Origin of the sequence: Thalassospira profundimaris, assembly GCF_003326795.1 — a bacterium.
Lineage (GTDB): Bacteria > Pseudomonadota > Alphaproteobacteria > Rhodospirillales > Thalassospiraceae > Thalassospira > Thalassospira profundimaris_C.
Genome location: NZ_JPWI01000019.1, coordinates 32,646 through 50,309 on the forward strand (window position 1 = coordinate 32,646; position 17,664 = coordinate 50,309).

The window sequence follows — 17,664 nt, forward strand, 5'->3', positions numbered from 1 at the left end:
CATTCTTGATAAAATTTGCACAATGAATTGATCCCGGCATCCGGCGTTCCCATATCAAAATCAGCTCATATGAAATTCCACAATGCGAAATTGATTGTGTAATGCGGAGGATAATACTGGCATTACATCAATACATGATAATATTAAAATAATAATAAATAGACCTTGCTGCCAAATTCGTCGGAGGAAACAATGCTCGGCAACATAAAGATCGGTCTCAAGATCACCGCACTGTCTGTCATTGCCTTGCTGGCAGTTGTCGCCATTGCAGCCATACAGCTTCTTGAATTGCGCAACTCCCTGCTTGAGGACCGAAAGGAAAAAATTCGCGCGACGACCGAATATATCGTCACAATCGCCCAGCACTATCAGGACAAGGTAACGTCCGGTGTCTTAACCCAGCAAGAAGCCATCGCACAGTTCCACGAGATCGCCGGGTCCGGAAAATATGATGGCGATATTGGCTACTTCTTTGTCTTTGCCAAAGATGGCATGACGGAAATGCACGGTGCAAACCCTGCTTTGGTCGGCAAGAATTTGGGGACACTTCAGGATTCCGCAGGCAATTATTTCATCCGTGACCTGATCAAGGCCGGCAACAATCCCAAAGGTGGTTTCTCGTCCTACTACTGGCCAAAACCTGGCGAGGACAAGGACAAGACATTTGAAAAAATGTCCTATGCACATCCCCTACCCTGGGGAACCATTATCGGTACCGGCATCTATATTGATGATGTCGATGCGGTATTCCGGGAACAGGCCATCTATGTCATCCTGATTGGCGGCATTATTCTGGCAATCATGGCAATTGCCGGTCTGCTCATCGGTCGTGACATTACAACCGGACTTCACAAACTGGCTTCGCGCATGCGCGTCATCTCTTCTGGCAATCTCGAAGGCCAGATCGAAGGACAACAACGCAAGGACGAAGTCGGTGAAATGGCCCGGACCGTGGTTTCGTTCCGCGAACAGGCCCGCGAAAATGTCAAACTTCAGGAAAATCAGCGCGCCATGGAACAAAAGGCCGATGCCGACCGGCGTCAGGCCCTGCTTGATATGGCAGACTCCCTCGATCAGCAGGTCAAAGGTCTGATCAGATCCATCTCGACCTCGATCAAGGACATGCAGGCGGCAACTGATGAAATGCGCGATGCCACCAATATGAACAGCGAACTTTCCAACGCGGTTGCGGCCGCCACCACCCAGACATCGACCAATGTCCAGACTGTCTCGGCCGCGACCGAGGAACTCACGGCATCTTCGGACGAAATCGCCCAGCAAATCGCCAACTCTGCCGACATTGCCAATCGTGCGAACGAAGAAGCTTCCAAAACCAATGAAACCGTCACCGGCCTGGCCGATGCCGCCCAGCGTATCGGCGATGTCGCCAAACTGATCGGTGACATTGCTGAACAAACCAACCTGCTGGCCCTGAATGCCACGATTGAGGCCGCGCGTGCCGGTGATGCCGGCAAGGGCTTTGCCGTCGTCGCAAGCGAGGTCAAAAACCTTGCCAACCAGACCGCCAAGGCAACCGAGGAAATCAACCAGCAGATCCTTGCCGTTCAAAATGAAACCAGCGAAGCGGTTAATGCCATCCGTCGCATTTCCGAAACCATTGCGTCGGTCGCGGACAGTTCAAGCGCGATTGCCGCTGCCGTCGAGGAACAGCACGCCGCAATCGGCGAGATCTCTCGCAACGTCCAGCAAGCTGCTGACGGCACACAGGAAGTCTCCGAACGGATCGAAACCGTCAACCAGAATGCCGAAAAGGTGTCCTCTGGCACCACCCACCTTGCCGGTTCGGCACAGAAACTGGTCACCGAAGCTGTGGAACTTGATGAAGCTGTCGAAGCATTTCTCGAAAATCTGCGCAACAACGCCCGCATACCGGCCTAGCCTGAATGCCAAGCCGGCATTAAACTGTCTTTGCCGGCTTGGCTCACTACCGTTCCGAAACGTGCAGTGACAGGCTGCTCGTTCTGGTATGCGGATGGTGATTTGAAATGACGTCTGTTCTGGATCTTAAGCACATTTTCTTGCAACTGTCGGGCTGTCTGATGCTTGGCTCGGCGCTGCTTCTGGCCAATGGCTGTGATGCCAGTGCCGATGGAACCAGCCTTGCCCTGCATGGCATTGACACATCCCACCATAATGGCGACATCAACTGGCAACAGGTCCAAAATAGCGGCATTGCCTTTACCTTCGTCAAGGCAACTGACGGGCTGGATTATCTTGATCCGACCTTCACCGATCACTTTGCCGCAGCACGCAAGGCCGGACTTTTGCGCGGGGCCTATCATTTTTATGAAACCAATGATGACGGTGCCGCACAGGCGGCATGGTTCATCAAGAATGTGACGCTTCAACCTGGCGATCTTCCGCCCGTGGTTGATATCGAACGCATCAAGGCCCCGATCAAAGGTGACCTTCACCAGCAATTCGAAACCTTTCTCTCCTTGCTTGAACAGCATTACCATCGCCGCCCGATCATCTATACCGGACGTAAATTCTGGGAACACGCCATGAAGGAACATTTTCCGGGTAATCAGCTCTGGATTGCCGAATATGGTGTTGACCAACCCACCATTCCGGTCGAATGGGCCAGTTGGAGCTTCTGGCAATATACCGAGGAACTGACTGTTCCCGGAGTTCCCACCAAAGTCGATGGCACCTATTTTAATGGTGATTCCAGACGCCTTGGCGAAATCCTTATTCCCGTCCGGTAAGTTCGGATCCCTTAAAGACAAAGGGCGGAAAGTTATCTTCCGCCCTGTCCTCGACAATTCATATGACGCTGCTGATCAGCGTTATTTAGATGCCTTGATCGTAATACTGATCGTCACATCATCGCCGACCTGGCTGACATCGGCCCATTGACCCTGCCCGACACCAAAATCCGTCCGCTTGATGGTAACACTGCCCGTTGCTTCTGCTTCAGTGCCGTTGATCACCAAATCGAATGGCAGGGTCACTTCCTTGGTCACGTCCCGGATCGTCAGATCGGCAACCGCCTGATAGGAACCCGGGGCAACTTCGGAAAACGACTTGGTGACAAATTTGGCCGTCGGCCATTCACCGGCATTAAACCAGTCAGCAGAAACAATCTGGCTATCGCGGTCGGCATTCTGGGTATTGACCGATGCAATATCAATCAGCACCTCGACCGACGATCCCGCAAGATCATCTGGCGAAAAGGCAATTGATGCACTGAAATCTTCAAACGCCCCATTGAATTCCGCGCCAAGCTGCGTGCCGGTAAAGGCAATCGCGCTGTCACCGTCCTCGACATTCCACTGATCAGCCGCCTGTGCAGGCGCGCTCAGTGCCAGCATTGATGCCACCAGACCTGCGGCAAGCGGGCGCAGGGATGTTTTGAAATTCATGCTCATCAGGAATTCTCCTTGGCTGTGTTGGATGCAGGGATATCCCCATCCTGATCACCCGATGCTGGCAACATCCGGCGCAATGTGGCGTCACGGTCAATAAAATGATGCTTGAGCGCCGCGGCAACATGTCCAAGCACCAGTACAACAATCGCCCAGGACAAAATGAAATGCGCAGTCCGCAGTGTCTCGAACAAGCCCTGATCCGGCGCCACCAGATTGGGCAGTGTAAACAGACCAAACACACTGACCGGGAAATTTGCTGCCGACGACATCATCCAGCCGGTCAGCGGCATGGCGATCATCACCGCATAAAGCCCGAGATGTCCCAGCTTGGCCGCCAGCCGCTCAATCGAATGTTTGCCAAGGGCGGCCGGGGTTGGTTCATACAACCGCCACAGAATGCGCAGAACCGCAAGCATCAGAACCGTCACCCCAAGCGACTTGTGGCGCGACATCCATTCAAGTTTGGCCATGCCCAGTGGCAGGAAATCCATATACCAGCCAACAGAAAACACACTGATAAACAGGGCTGCCATCACCCAGTGCAGGCTTTTGGTGATACTGCCGAATCCGGTATTGTCACTACGCAGCGCCATATCGCACACCTTCCACGCAAAAGAAGAAAATGGCGGGCTTGCTGAAACGCAGGACCCGCCATATTCAGGAAACCTGTGGCTTATTTCTGCTTCAGGAATTCCGAAGAGATCTGCAACTTGACGTCATCGCCAACGCCCGGAACCAGGAAATTCATGCCATATTCCGAACGGGTCACGGTACCGGTTGCACCGAAACCAAGAACATGGTCGCCGGTCATCGGGTGATCGCCTTCACCGGTCAGCTTGACATCAAGAACCAGCGGCTTGGTTTCACCTAGAAGGGTCAGATCGCCGGTGATTTTCGCCCCATTCTCACCAACCAGTTCAACTGCGGTGCTTTTGAAGGTCGCGGTCGGGAATTTTTCAACATTCAGGAAGTCAGCCGTTTTCATGTGCGCGTTCAGCGCATCGACACCGCTATCAACCTGATTGAGATCAATCGAAATTTCAGCAGACGACGCTGCCGGATTTTCGCGATCAAGGGTCAGCTCGCCCGTTACACCGGCAAAACGGCCCTGGAAATCGGAAAAACCAAGATGGTTTACAATAAAGATCACGCTGGTATGCGTCGGATCGAGTTTATAGCTCTCGGCTGCCTGCGCTGCAAAAGATGCCCCCGAAAGACCTGCGGCAACCGCCATTACCAGACCGGCTTTTTTCATCACTTTAAACATTGTCTATTCCCTCATGTTCGACTTACGACCAGTCATGCTGCATCGCAATTTGTGATCCGAGAATGACAGCCCCCACACCTGCTCTCAAGCCGGTGCTGCGGCAACATATATTTTCCATTGCGGAAACAATAATTGGCAACATCGCCCTATTTAGGACAATATCCGAACAGTTAAATATAACGTGACAAGGAAATAATTCCGCCATAAACGGCAGAAAACCGGGACATATGACCTGATCACAGCCGTAAACCGGTTTCAGAATTTTCTGTGAGTTCAAGGCAATGGCCCGGATCGTTGGCCCGGATCGGTGAACGATCCCGATAGCGGCACCCGACAGGCTGTTACGGGTCTTCCGGTGCCGGTTTGCCCTGCGGCGCAGCCGGGGTCGCCTCCTTGGCATCTGCCGGATCAAGGCAGTCCTTCAACCAGACATCATAGACCGGATGTTCAAGGCCCGACAGTCCGGGGCTTGATGCAAACATCCAGCCCGAAAACAGCTGTTCACGGGTCGCCTGACCATCGTCACGCACATCTGCGATTTCAAGGAAACTCGCACTTTCCGGGCGCTCTTCCGGCGGGGTGCGATAGCAGGCATCAACCCGGATCGAAAGCGTACCGAACGAGGCAACCTGCCCGACCGGCACTTCAAAGGTCGAAATGCGGGCCGTAATTTTATCAAGCCCCTGAAGCTGGGCTACCGGTGCAGGACGATAATCAAGGGCGGCATAGGCCGTACCGATCATTGCACATGTCGAACAGATCGCGGCAATCGCAAAAGATCGTTTCATCTTGGAATTCAGTCCTGTTTGTCACTTGTATCATAGGGATTGTGCAGCTCGGCCACGAGATCACGCATCACCTTGCGAAACTGTTCCTCGTCGCAGCCCATCAGAAGCGCATCTTCAAGCGCATCCTGCATCATTTCGCGCAGTTCGCCGAAATTGTCGTTCAAAACCTTGATCTTTTCCACGCAAGACAGCGGCGAACCATCGGTCGCCTGCCATGTCGGGAAATGTTCCATCTGTTCGGTTTTCTTCATCGACCGCTCCGACTTGTCCTTGCAGGGCTTCTTTTCCTGCCTGCGCTGTATATGTTCACCGCAAAAACCGGCAAAATCATGACCGTCTGTTGCCCCCCGAACGGGGTATCCGCAACGGGCATCATGCCACGATATAGTATCCGAACCTGTTAATCGCTGCTGTTGGTCGAAGAATAAATGACCTGACCAATCAGGTCCTCAAGATTGACCGAGCCTTGCGTGTATTCAATTTCACCACCGGCCTGGATCATGTCGATATCGCCCCCCGGTTCAAGGGCAACAAACTTGCCGCCCAGCAGCCCGTCTGACGCAATCTTGGCCGAACTGTCCATCGGCAAGGACAAATCCGAGCGCAGCGACATTTTGACAACCGCCATATAGGTATCAGGATCAAGTTCCTGTGCCGTCACGCTGCCGACCGTGACTCCGGAGATACGGACATCATTACCGACAACCAGACCGTCAATGCGGTTAAAGCTGGCTTTGATCTCATATCCCTCAACCGTATTGATGCCTGCACGGCTGTATGAATAGGCCGCAAATCCAACCGCGACGGCAATCACCGCAGCACCAGCAAGGGTTTCAATCAGTCTGTTGCTCATGGACCTTATCCGATCTGTATCTCATTGACTGGCATATTGTCTTGCACAGCGCCAAAACACAACCGCCCAAAACACAACCACTTAATACAATCACGTAAAGACAAACGGGCGCGAGTTACCCCGCGCCCGCTGAAATTTTCAATTCTTCCGGCAGATCAGCCTTCCGGCGACCATGCCTGATAGTCACCGGTCGCTTTCGCGCGCTTGCCACCATTATATTCATGGCCCTGCGGACGATATGCATGCTTGGTCCCGGTCAGGTTCGGCAGATGCTCTTTCTGCCACTCGTAACGGTCTTCGGCTTTTTCAGACAGCGGCGCATCAACGGTGTAATGCAGCCAGGCATGCCATTCAGCCGGAACTTTCGACCCCTCGACCACACCTTTGTAAACGACCCAACGTTTGGTGCGACGGCCCTTGGCCGGAGTCTTTTCAGTGTAATAGACATTGCCGAAACGGTCTTCGCCAACGCGCTTGCCAAACAGCGCAGTAAAAATACGGGTGCCGACGGTGGCCATGTTGGGTCTCTCTCCAGATCTGGTTTGTCCGCCCGAACTGACAAGGCGGAACAGGGAACATGCGGTCTGCCCCCTGTCGAACAAGAGACTTATATGTCGTGATGTTGTTTGAAAGTCAATGTTTCAAGGACATTGACCGGCGCGATATCACAACATTTGGTCACACGGCACATCAGGTGCACAAATCGCCTCAACCCAAACGGGAACTGAAACCCTGTCACAATGATATTTACCGCTTCAAAACAACCCACAACTGCTTGTAGTGCGACGACTCTTTGATCTGCGTATATCTGGGGCGTCTATCCACCCGGTTATCCACAATCACACACATATATGTAGTATGTACCATCGCTTGATATGCTTTGTTTTGCGCGCATGCTGAAATCAATACTTTCATATAAATATCAAACTGTTATCATGACGACATGTGCTAACAATGCCAATGAAACAGCACATTTTCAGCTTCATGCTGGAAATGGAACGCAAACAGCGGTAGCTTTGGTCTGTGTTGTGGGGAACCAACCGTCCCGACACTACATCTAGTCCGAGTCTTATGACCGGCATACAATCTCGCGGGGACAGAAACCGCAGTTTTCCGGGCCTCCCGGCCTGATTCAGAGATTGTTAACGAGAATCCCGTCAGCATCGAATCAGCAAGACAGCAACCGACCCACTACATGTTGTGGTAAAAATTGATGTCAACCACAAAGATTAGTGGACTGTGGCGAAATTTTGCCATTATAGTCTTTCCCACGGACCGGATGGTTCCAAGGGGGGACCACACCACCGACTTCAAATAGATGCGACGCGCCAAAAAAGCCGGAAAATAACGGCCCTTGGGGCAGCGCAATAGCGATGAGCAAACTATATAGAATCAGGCGATGTTGGCGCATTACCAGATAGCGCCCCCTTACGTCTGATCAGAACCGGAGCAGACCATGCGGATTACCAGAAAGTTCACTCAGGACGGTGTCAGCCCATATGCCGACATCGAATTTCGTAAGTCATCTTCTGTCATCAAAAACCCGGATGGTTCCGTTGTTTTTGCGATGAATGACATCGACATGCCCGCTTCCTGGTCACAGGTGGCGAGTGACGTTCTGGCTCAGAAATACTTCCGCAAGGCCGGTGTTCCGGTTGCGCTCAAACCCGTCAAGGAAAAGGACGTCCCGTCCTGGCTGTGGCGTCAGACCGCTGACACCGCCAAACTTGACAAGATGCCAACTGAAAAACGCTACACCAGCGAAACCAGCGCGACCCAGGTCTTTGACCGTCTCGCAGGTACCTGGACCTATTGGGGCTGGAAAGGCGGCTATTTTGACGCCGAATCTGATGCGCAGGCTTTCTTTGATGAAATGCGCTATCAGCTTTCCCACCAGATGGGCGCTCCGAACTCTCCGCAGTGGTTCAACACCGGTCTGCATTGGGCTTATGGCATTGATGGTCCGGCACAGGGTCACTCCTATGTTGATTTCAAAACCGGCGAACTGACCAAATCGGCAAGCGCGTATGAACACCCGCAGCCGCATGCCTGCTTCATTCAGTCCGTTGCTGACGATCTGGTTAATGAAGGCGGCATCATGGATCTCTGGACCCGTGAAGCCCGTCTGTTCAAATTCGGCTCCGGTACAGGTTCGAACTTCTCCAACGTTCGTGGCGGCGGCGAGACCCTTTCGGGTGGCGGTCGTTCCTCGGGCCTGATGAGCTTCCTGAAAATCGGTGACCGCGCAGCTGGCGCCATCAAGTCGGGTGGCACCACCCGTCGTGCGGCCAAAATGGTCGTGGTTGATATCGATCACCCGGACATCGAAGAATATATTGATTGGAAAGTGGTCGAAGAGCAGAAAGTTGCTGCCCTTGTTGCCGGTTCCAAACTTGCTGAAAAACACCTGACTGCTGTTCTTGCAGCCTGCACCAACTGGGACGGTGCGGCGGATTCCGAAGACCGCTTCGTTCCGCGCCAGAACCCGCAGCTCAAAGAAGCTGTTCTGGCTGCACGCGCCGTGATGATCCCGGATTCCTATATCAACAAGATCATCGAGTTCGCGCGTCAGGGCTTCACTGAAATCAGCTTCAAGACCTATGACACCGACTGGGATTCCGAGGCATATCTGACCGTATCGGGTCAGAACTCGAACAACTCTGTTCGTGTATCCAATGACTTCCTGCAGGCAGTTCTCGACAATTCCGACTGGAACCTGACCCGCCGTACCGATGGCAAGATTTCCAAGACCGTTAATGCACGTGATCTTTGGGACAAGGTCGGCGAAGCAGCCTGGGCTTGTGCCGATCCGGGCATCCAGTACGACACCACGATTAACGAATGGCACACCTGCCCGAACTCGGGTCGCATCAATGCGTCCAACCCGTGCTCGGAATATATGTTCCTTGATGACACCGCATGTAACCTTGCATCGCTCAACCTGATGAACTTCCGTTCTGACGATGGCGGCGTGGACATCGCGGCTTACGAACATGCCGTTCGTCTGTGGACTGTGGTTCTTGAAATCTCGGTTCTGATGGCACAGTTCCCGTCCGACCGTATCGCAGAACTCTCCTATCGTTACCGTACCCTTGGCCTTGGCTATGCCAACATTGGCGGCCTGCTGATGAGCATGGGTATCTCGTACGACAGCGACGAAGGCCGTGCAATTGGCGCGTCCCTGACCGCGATCATGTGTGGCGTATCCTATGCGACCTCGGCCGAAATGGCTGGCGAACAGGGTCCGTTCCCGGGTTATGCCGATAACGCCGATGAAATGCTGCGTGTCATGCGCAACCATCGTCGTGCGGCTTATGGCGAACAGGAAGGCTACGAAGGTCTTTCGATCAATCCGGTTCCGCTGGTTGCTGCTGACAGCCCCTATGCCGATCTTCCGGTAGCAGCGCGTGCTGCTTGGGACAAGGCACTGGAACTTGGCGAAAAGCACGGTTACCGCAACGCCCAGACCACTGTTATTGCCCCGACCGGCACCATCGGCCTGGTCATGGATTGCGACACCACCGGTATCGAGCCTGACTTCGCACTCGTGAAGTTTAAAAAGCTCGCTGGCGGCGGTTACTTCAAGATCATCAACCGTACCGTTCCGGTTGCGCTTGCAACGCTCGGCTATACCGAAAACCAGATCCGCGACATTGAAAAATACGCGGTTGGTCATGGCACCCTGGTTGGTTCGCCGGCGATCTCGCATGACGATCTGCGCGCCAAAGGTTTCGATGACGACGCAATTGCCAAGGTCGAAGGCGCGCTTAAAAACGCATTCGACGTCAAATTCGTCTTCAACAAATACACCTTCGGTGATGATTTCTGCATCAACACCCTTGGCCTCGATGCCAAAGCCATCAATTCGATGGACTTTGACATGCTCGCAGCCCTTGGGTTCGACAAGAAACAGATCGAAGCAGCAAACACCTATGTTTGCGGTTCGATGACCCTTGAAGGTGCACCGCATCTGCGTGACGAAGACCTTCCGGTCTTTGATTGTGCAAACCCGTGCGGCCGTATCGGCAAGCGTTACCTGTCGGCAGAAAGCCACATCCGCATGATGGCAGCGGCCCAGCCGTTCATCTCGGGTGCGATTTCCAAAACCATCAACATGCCGAGCAGCGCCAACATTCAGGATTGCAAGGACGCCTACATGCTGTCCTGGCGTCTGGGTCTTAAGGCAAACGCCCTGTACCGTGATGGTTCGAAACTCAGCCAGCCGCTCAACTCTGCTCTGGTTGAAGAAGACGATTACGCAGATCAGCCGACTGCCGCCAAGGCAACCGCTGCTTCAGAACAGATCGTCGAGAAAATCATCGAACGCGTCATCCGTGGCGACCGTCGTTCGCTTCCGGGTCGCCGCAAGGGTTACACCCAGAAGGCCACCGTTGGCGGTCACAAGGTTTATCTGCGCACCGGTGAATATGAAGACGGCAAGCTTGGCGAAATCTTCATCGACATGCACAAGGAAGGCGCTGCTTTCCGCTCGTTGATGAACAACTTCGCCATCGCAGTTTCCATCGGCCTTCAGTATGGCGTGCCGCTGGAAGAATATGTCGAAGCCTTCACCTTCACCCGGTTCGAGCCGTCAGGCATGGTTTCGGGCAACGATGCGATCAAGATGGCAACCTCCATCCTTGATTACATGTTCCGCGAACTGGCCATCTCCTATCTTGGCCGTAACGACCTTGCCCATGTTCAGCCGTCCGACATCCTTCCCGATGCGGTTGGCGAAGGTGTCGCCGAAGGCGATCTTGGTGAAGAAGGCAAAAGAACCGGCGATCAGGCGATCGAAACCATCCGCAAGGTGGCATCAAGCGGCTTCGTGCGTCGCAACCTCTATGTGGTTGACGGCGGTGCCCAGACCGAAGAACGCGTGATCGAGGTAAAGTCCACCGGCACGGACGGTCATGGCCATAATCACAGCCATGAAACCACCGCAAGTGCTGTGACCACCGCTGCACCGTCAGCACCGCAGAACAATGCGATCCTGACCGCCAGCGAAGAAGTCATCGCCAAAACCGATGCCAAAATGGACAAGATCCGCGAAGCCCGCATGAAGGGTTACGAAGGCGACGGTTGCCCCGATTGCGGCAACTTCACCCTGGTCCGTAACGGCACCTGCCTGAAATGCGACTCTTGTGGCGCGACCACCGGTTGCTCCTAAGAATAGATAAACTAAAGGCCCCTCTCTTGGAGAGGGGCCTTTTGCATTTGTAGACTTCGCTTCGCCCTATTTTTTCTACCGAGGTGGATTTTCGTGACAGAGTGCGGTTGGCTTCTCAGTGTTGAAGATATTTCATCGATAATCCAATCATTAGCGGTTTCTGCAGTAGCAATACCAGCATTCCTTGGAATTAATTCCTGGCGAAAAGAACACGTCGGTAAGAGGAAATTACAGCTAGCAGAAGAGGTTCTAGCAGCCACCTATGAGCTTCAGTCTGTAATTGAATGGGTTCGTCATCCTGCCAGCTGGGGCGATGAAGGCAACGAAAGACCGAACCGAGAAGACGAGCCGATTAATCGACAACGCTTGAACGATGCCTACTACTCTCGCATTGCTCGCCTAAAGGCAGACTCACAACAGTTTTCCAAACTACATGCCATTAGACCCGTCTTTCGTGCATACTTCGGTGAGAGAGCGCAAGAGCCATTGCAGGTGCTGTTTACAACCAGAAACCGCATCAATAGCGCAGTAGCGGCGTTGATCAATCAACGGGAAGGCGAAGAACTACCCCAAGACCTGAGGCAGCATTATGAGTCGATTATTTGGGATATGAGTACCCCTGATCAGCCCGACGAAGTTAAAAGAGAAGTAAACCTCGCGGTTAGTCAACTCGAAGCAATTTGCTTCCCTATATTAAGAACGAAGTGATTCTATGGAACAGCCCAAACTCACTTCAACAGAGAACGCCCTCTACCACGACACCGCCCTGATCGTTCTTGATGTGCAAAAGGCGATGGATAATCCGTGCTGGAATGCCAAAAACAATCCCGGTTATGCCGATGTGATTGCCAAACTGCTGGCGGCCTTTCGGGCGGCAAAGCTTCCGATCATTCATATCCGCCACGAAGAAGCCAATCCGGCCTCAAGCTTTTATGTCAACGGTCCCGGACAACCGTTCAAGGATGAAGTCACACCGCTTGACGGTGAAACCATCATCGCCAAACAGCAAAACTGCGCCTTTGTCGGAACGCCCCTTGAACAGTACCTGCGTGACCGCGGCATCAAGCGCCTGATCTTTACCGGTGTGGTCATTCATAACTCGATGGATGTCACCATCCGTATGGCCCATTGTCTGGGCTTTGAAAACTGGCTGCCGCTCGATGCCACCACCGCGATTGATGTCACGGATGCCAACGGCAAACGGTTCGATGCCCAAACCGTGTTTGATCTTTATGCCGCCGTGCTGGCTTCGGAATATTGCAGCCTGACCCAAAGCACCGATGTGATTGCCAACCTGTCCGCATAACGATATGCGGCCCACAAACCGGCCCTCCTATCCACATTTGCGCAATATCTATCCACTTAGTGTCAAAAATCGACATCATCCTCCCTTTAAGAATAGCCCTTCCCATGCACCACCCCTAAAGCTCTTGCAACGGGACCGATCCGTCGGCACCGATCAAAAAGGACATGGGCATGGCGAACAATGCATAAGAACAGAATCACCTTCAAACCGGGACGATCTGATCGTTCGCCCCTCACCGCTTGCAAGTCTTTCTTTAAAAAAGGGCTTTATGCGCTGGCCCTGACCGGACTATCCCTGCCCTTTGCCAACAGCGCTTTCGCCCTGAGCACGGGGTGTACTGTTTGGAACACTTCAACCACCAGCAACGGCGTAGTGGCCAGCAACCAAGCGTTTGGCGCTTGGGAGGTGGCCAAGGTCACCTTCAAACACAACGACGCAGGCGGTGCATCGCCAGTTAACTATACCTATACCTATACGGATAATGTAAACGCCGCCAATTCCCGCGCCGCCACGGCGGGCAGCATTAGCCTCGGCGAAACAGTCACCCTCACCATTCAGATTCCGGGCGATACAACAAACGGCAGGCTTTTCATGTCTGGCCCCGGTGCGGAGTACAACATAACGGTAAGCTGCGTTGCCGGAACAGAACCGGTCGCGGAAGAAGAGGAGGCTGAAAAAATAAAATCCTCCGCAAGCACGTCATCCGCTGTTATCGGTGCTGTCTCGCGATCCCAAACCACGGTTGTTCAACAAAATATCGCATCGCGCGTCTCATCGGTAATCAGTACAGCCAACACTTCCAATACGGACAATGTGGCGGGCCTTACCACCTCTGTGCGCGAAACCGGCCCCCATCGCGCCAGCCTGATCGACACCACCGCTGGTCATGATGATCGCAACAACAACGGCAACAGCATCACCGACCGCAATGATGCGCTGCGTCGCATGGCGATGATGGGCAGTTTTGACAGTTCCACCGGTCAGGGCATGCAAATGCTGGGCCTTGGCCCGACCGATCAAGGCGATGTGGGCGGCGCCAGCGGCATTGATGGCCGTGCGGCCTTTGCCACCACCACGCCCTTTACCGTGTGGGGGCATGGCTCCTTTACCTCGGTTGATAGTGACTATGTCAATGGCGGTACGGACAACCGCTATGACGGCGATGTCTGGGGCTATAATGTCGGGCTCGATTACAAATTCGCCGATGCGCTGATTGCGGGCCTGTCGCTGGGCTATAACGATACCGACCTGACCACCGCCTTTAACAGTGGCAGCTATCAGGAAACCGGCTGGGTCGCATCGCCCTATGTTATTTATCGCCCGATGGCCAATCTCAACATCGTCGCCGAGGCCGGATATGGCATGGGTGATATTGATGTCACCCGCGACAACAATACGGTGTCGGGAAATACAGACTCAGACATGTGGTATGCCGCGATGACCACATCCTACCGGGTTCAGCCATATGACACCCTACCGGTGTCCCTGACCCCTTCCCTGGCCTTTATGGCCGCCCGTAAAACCGTCGATGGCTATACCGAAAGTGACGGCACAAACAATGCCACCACCCGGTCGAACACCCGGCAGATCAAACCGGCGATAGAGGCCGCCTATGATTTCGCGCCCACTCAAAGCCTGACCATAACGCCCTTCCTTGAAACCGGCCTGATCTATGATTTCACCGATGAAATCAACAATGACAAAACCGCGTTCAATATTGGTGGCGGTGTGCGACTGTCTGACCGCAATACGGGGCTCAATGCCGCCCTTGAAGGCGACTATCTTGCCGGGCGCGCTGATTACACCGAGTACACCATCGGGGGCACGGTGACCTATGGCTTTGCCCTGCTCGATCAGGATGGACGCCAAATCGGGATTGTCACACCGTTCTTTACCAGCAAGCTCAATGAATATGACAATCAGCGCGTCCGTACCGGCCTTGGCTTTGATGCCGGACGCCTGACCAGTGAACTCGCATTCAGCCACATGATGTCGGTGGCCAATGACGATGACAACAGTGATACCAGTGCGGTTGAAGTTACCATGTCAGTGCCTTTCTGATCGCAGTCTCCGGGAATAGGATAGATCACCGGCATCAGACTTCTGATCTTTACCGGTCTGGTGATCCATACCCTGATGGACCACCATCCGCGGGGCCGAACATTCCCGGTACAGGCTGACATGTGTCTGATCTCCATGCCGCTACTCTTGCATTGGAATATTGCCATCTGACGGACAGCAAAGCCGTCATTTACGCCCTGGCAATGTTTCCGGTTGACCAACAAAACAAGTCAATATCAACACACTGTTGACCAAACGTGACTAGTCAACCGTTCGACCAGAGCGCATATTCACCTCAGATGATTTCATGATCGAGGTAGTTTCATGACCGAGATGTCACATAATTCCGGAAGCACTGCCAAAAGCCTTGCGCCGATATTTATCTCTCACGGCTCGCCGATGCTGGTTGCCCGTCAAAGCACGCCCGCCTTTGATTTCTTTGTTGGCCAGCTTGGCCCTCAGACAGACGGGGTCCGTGCCATCCTGATGGTTTCGGCACACTGGCAAACAGCTGAACCGACCATCTCGACCTCCGCCCGTCAGGAAACCATTCATGACTTTTACGGTTTCCCGCAACCGCTTTATCAGTTGCATTACGACGTTGCCGGCGCCCCGGCACTGGCACAGCAAATCGCCGATCAGATCGGCCTCGCGACGGATCGTACCCGCGGCCTTGATCACGGTGCATGGATGCCAATGATCCTTGCCCGCCCCGATGCCGATATCCCGGTATTTCAGCTTTCCATGCTCGGCCATGGCGGCCCCAAGGAGCATTACGAGCTGGGGCAGAAACTGCGCGGGTTGCGTGACCTTGGTGTTCTTGTCGTCGCAAGTGGTGCCATGACCCATAACCTTCGCGTCCTTGATCGGAACGAAGGTGCGATTGATCCCTGGGCGGTTGAATTCACCAACTGGATGATTGATCGGGTCAGGGCTCGCGATATCGACGCCCTTCTCAATTATCGCAGCCTCGCACCGCATGCCGTCATGGCCCATCCCGAGGATGATCACCTGATGCCGCTTTATGTAGCGCTGGGTGCCGCATCCGATGACTTCGAACCCGATCTTCTGCATGACAGTTACGAGTTCGGCAATCTCGCCATGACCGCATTGCGTTTTTATGATCAGGGCGAAGCCAGGATCGCGGCCTAACCCGCTGGCGTAAATTCAACAGAATCAAAAAGGCCGGAAGAACTCATCTCCCGGCCTTTTGTCTAGAACATCATGCGAATGCCCGTGACCACATAGGTGGCCTCGTAATCCTCGCCGTCATGTTTGGCGAAATCGGCGGTATCCCCGAACTTCCGTTCATAGGCAACCCCCACATAGGGCACAACCGCACGATCAATCAGATCGTAGCTCAGTCGCAAGCCGAACTCGGCACTTGAAATACCCTTGCCGACTTCGATTTCACGATCTTCCGAGAACGCCGCATTGATTTCGAACGATGGCGTCAGGATCAACCGGTTGGTCAGAAGCCCTTCATACTCGACATCAAGCCGCGCAGAACCATCACCGGTCTCGCTGACGAAAAGATCGGCATCGACTTCAAACCATTGCGGCGCAAGCCCGACGACACCAACGGTCCCGTACCAGCGATCCGCGCCCTCGGGGGTGTCAATCCGAACCCCGCCCTTGGCATCGAAAAAGTCACTGATCGGGGTTTGCAGGACAAACCGGTTTTCCAGCTTCTCGTAGTTATCCGCATCAAGGTCACGTTCGCCCTCTCCCTGCCAGCGCAGTTTCAGTTCGTCCGTGCCGACAAAGGCGTCCGTATCCCAAACAAGGCGTTTTTCGCTTTCGTCACCGACGCGGTATTCAAACTGTTCGGCCTGAAACCCGTAATAAATCCGGGCGTCCATCGCCATACCGGCACTCGAAAACGAACCCAGCGCCAGTGCGACACCGCCGCCAATCATCAGATCAAATCTTTTCATGATGGATCAATTCCCGTTCTCAAGTTTGGCGACCGTTGGTCCGCCTTCGACAATGACCTTGCGGAACATCCCGGTCGCCATGTGATAGCTCAGATGGCAATGGAATGCCCATTCACCGGGCTCATCGACTTCGGTTTCCGAATAGACCGTGGTGCCGGGATTGATGCTGATCGTGTGTTTGACCGGGTTCCACTTGCCCTGCCCGGTATCAAGGATCGACCACATGCCATGCAGATGCATCGGATGGGTCATCATGGTTTCATTGACGAACTTGAACCGTACCCGTTCACCGTATTTCAGGCGGATCGGTTCGGCATCCTCGTATTTCACGCCATTGATCGACCAGCTATAGCGTTCCATATTCCCGGTCAGGCGCAATTCGATCTCGCGGGTGGCCGGACGTTCGGCATAAAGCGGCTTCTGTGCTTTCAGATCTGCGTATGACAGGAACTTTCCGCCATTCGCCGCTTCGGGGATCAGGCCACTGCCCGCCGCATAAAACGGGTCAGCCTTGTCAGCCATACCCATCATCGAATGATCCATTCCGGCCATGTTCGAATGGTCCATCCCCGGCATGGTATCCTGTGCGTTGCTATCCATTTCCTCCGTTGCCGCCGTCGCCATTGCACCATGATCCATTCCGGCCATGTCACCGTGGCTCATGCCCATATCAGCCATGGTCAGAAGCGGTGCCTCGGTTCTGAGTTCCGGCATTTCGGCGCGCATGCCTTCCCGCGGGGCCAGCGTGGCAAAGGCAAATCCCGACCGCCCCATGGACTCGGCCATGATCGGATAGGCCTTTTCTTCCTTGGGCTGAACAATCACGTCATAGGTTTCGGCAACCGAAATACGGAACTCGTCAACCTTGACCGGTTGAACATTGTTGCCGT

The 17,664-nt window shown here is 53.9% G+C and carries 16 protein-coding genes; 7 read left to right on the forward strand and 9 right to left on the reverse strand.

Annotated elements, in window-relative coordinates:
* Positions 1-192 precede the first annotated feature (192 nt).
* Together TH30_RS20865 and TH30_RS20870 are read left to right on the forward strand one after the other, a co-directional pair.
* Positions 193-1,899 carry a methyl-accepting chemotaxis protein gene (locus TH30_RS20865; RefSeq protein WP_114100021.1) on the forward strand — a complete coding sequence of 569 codons (1,707 nt, stop codon included), beginning with the start codon at positions 193-195 and terminating at the stop codon, positions 1,897-1,899.
* Between the two features lie 107 nt (positions 1,900-2,006).
* Positions 2,007-2,729, forward strand: a complete 723-nt coding sequence (locus TH30_RS20870) for a glycoside hydrolase family 25 protein (protein WP_114100022.1) — start codon at positions 2,007-2,009, stop codon at positions 2,727-2,729.
* An 81-nt stretch (positions 2,730-2,810) separates the two neighbouring features.
* Here the strand turns inward: TH30_RS20870 and TH30_RS20875 are convergent, their stop codons facing one another.
* From TH30_RS20875 to TH30_RS20905, 7 genes are all read right to left on the reverse strand, one after another.
* The gene (locus tag TH30_RS20875; RefSeq protein WP_114100023.1) at positions 2,811-3,392 is read right to left on the reverse strand and encodes a YceI family protein; all 582 of its coding nucleotides are present in this window, start codon (positions 3,390-3,392) and stop codon (positions 2,811-2,813) included.
* Entirely contained in the window at positions 3,392-3,985 is a 594-nt protein-coding gene (locus tag TH30_RS20880) for a cytochrome b (RefSeq protein WP_114100024.1), read from the reverse strand. The genes TH30_RS20875 and TH30_RS20880 overlap by 1 nt, the downstream gene beginning before the upstream one ends.
* A gap of 80 nt (positions 3,986-4,065) precedes the next feature.
* On the reverse strand, positions 4,066-4,659 hold the full coding sequence (locus TH30_RS20885; protein WP_114100025.1) for a YceI family protein: 594 nt from the start codon (positions 4,657-4,659) through the stop codon (positions 4,066-4,068).
* 341 nt (positions 4,660-5,000) lie between these two features.
* Positions 5,001-5,447 (reverse strand): DUF2155 domain-containing protein, encoded by a 447-nt coding sequence (locus TH30_RS20890; RefSeq protein ID WP_114100026.1) that lies wholly within the window; start codon positions 5,445-5,447, stop codon positions 5,001-5,003.
* 8 nt (positions 5,448-5,455) lie between these two features.
* A complete protein-coding gene (locus tag TH30_RS20895) occupies positions 5,456-5,698 on the reverse strand; it encodes a hypothetical protein (protein WP_114100027.1) in 243 nt (80 codons plus the stop codon).
* A 149-nt stretch (positions 5,699-5,847) separates the two neighbouring features.
* On the reverse strand, positions 5,848-6,300 hold the full coding sequence (gene mlaD / locus TH30_RS20900) for an outer membrane lipid asymmetry maintenance protein MlaD (RefSeq protein WP_114100028.1): 453 nt from the start codon (positions 6,298-6,300) through the stop codon (positions 5,848-5,850).
* A gap of 155 nt (positions 6,301-6,455) precedes the next feature.
* Positions 6,456-6,818 carry an NADH:ubiquinone oxidoreductase subunit NDUFA12 gene (locus TH30_RS20905; RefSeq protein ID WP_114100029.1) on the reverse strand — a complete coding sequence of 121 codons (363 nt, stop codon included), beginning with the start codon at positions 6,816-6,818 and terminating at the stop codon, positions 6,456-6,458.
* A 938-nt stretch (positions 6,819-7,756) separates the two neighbouring features.
* On the opposite strand from TH30_RS20905, the gene TH30_RS20910 reads away from it, so the two are divergent.
* The 5 genes from TH30_RS20910 (at position 7,757) to TH30_RS20930 (ending at position 15,989) form a co-directional block, all read left to right on the forward strand.
* The gene (locus TH30_RS20910; protein ID WP_114100030.1) at positions 7,757-11,470 is read left to right on the forward strand and encodes a vitamin B12-dependent ribonucleotide reductase; all 3,714 of its coding nucleotides are present in this window, start codon (positions 7,757-7,759) and stop codon (positions 11,468-11,470) included.
* A 93-nt stretch (positions 11,471-11,563) separates the two neighbouring features.
* A complete protein-coding gene (locus tag TH30_RS20915) occupies positions 11,564-12,178 on the forward strand; it encodes a hypothetical protein (RefSeq protein ID WP_114100031.1) in 615 nt (204 codons plus the stop codon).
* A gap of 4 nt (positions 12,179-12,182) precedes the next feature.
* The gene (locus TH30_RS20920; RefSeq protein ID WP_114100032.1) at positions 12,183-12,776 is read left to right on the forward strand and encodes an isochorismatase family protein; all 594 of its coding nucleotides are present in this window, start codon (positions 12,183-12,185) and stop codon (positions 12,774-12,776) included.
* Positions 12,777-13,148: 372 nt separating this feature from the next.
* Positions 13,149-14,837, forward strand: coding sequence for an autotransporter outer membrane beta-barrel domain-containing protein (locus TH30_RS20925; RefSeq protein ID WP_181850421.1), 1,689 nt, complete (start codon positions 13,149-13,151; stop codon positions 14,835-14,837).
* Positions 14,838-15,161: 324 nt separating this feature from the next.
* Positions 15,162-15,989: a DODA-type extradiol aromatic ring-opening family dioxygenase gene (locus TH30_RS20930; protein ID WP_114100034.1), complete on the forward strand. Its 828-nt coding sequence runs from the start codon at positions 15,162-15,164 to the stop codon at positions 15,987-15,989.
* Positions 15,990-16,051: 62 nt separating this feature from the next.
* On the opposite strand, the gene TH30_RS20935 is transcribed toward TH30_RS20930, so the two are convergent.
* Complete coding sequence (locus tag TH30_RS20935) at positions 16,052-16,774, reverse strand: copper resistance protein B (RefSeq protein WP_114100035.1); 723 nt, start codon at positions 16,772-16,774, stop codon at positions 16,052-16,054.
* Between the two features lie 6 nt (positions 16,775-16,780).
* The coding region (locus tag TH30_RS20940) for a multicopper oxidase domain-containing protein (RefSeq protein ID WP_181850422.1) at positions 16,781-17,664 on the reverse strand (884 nt) is incomplete at its 5' end.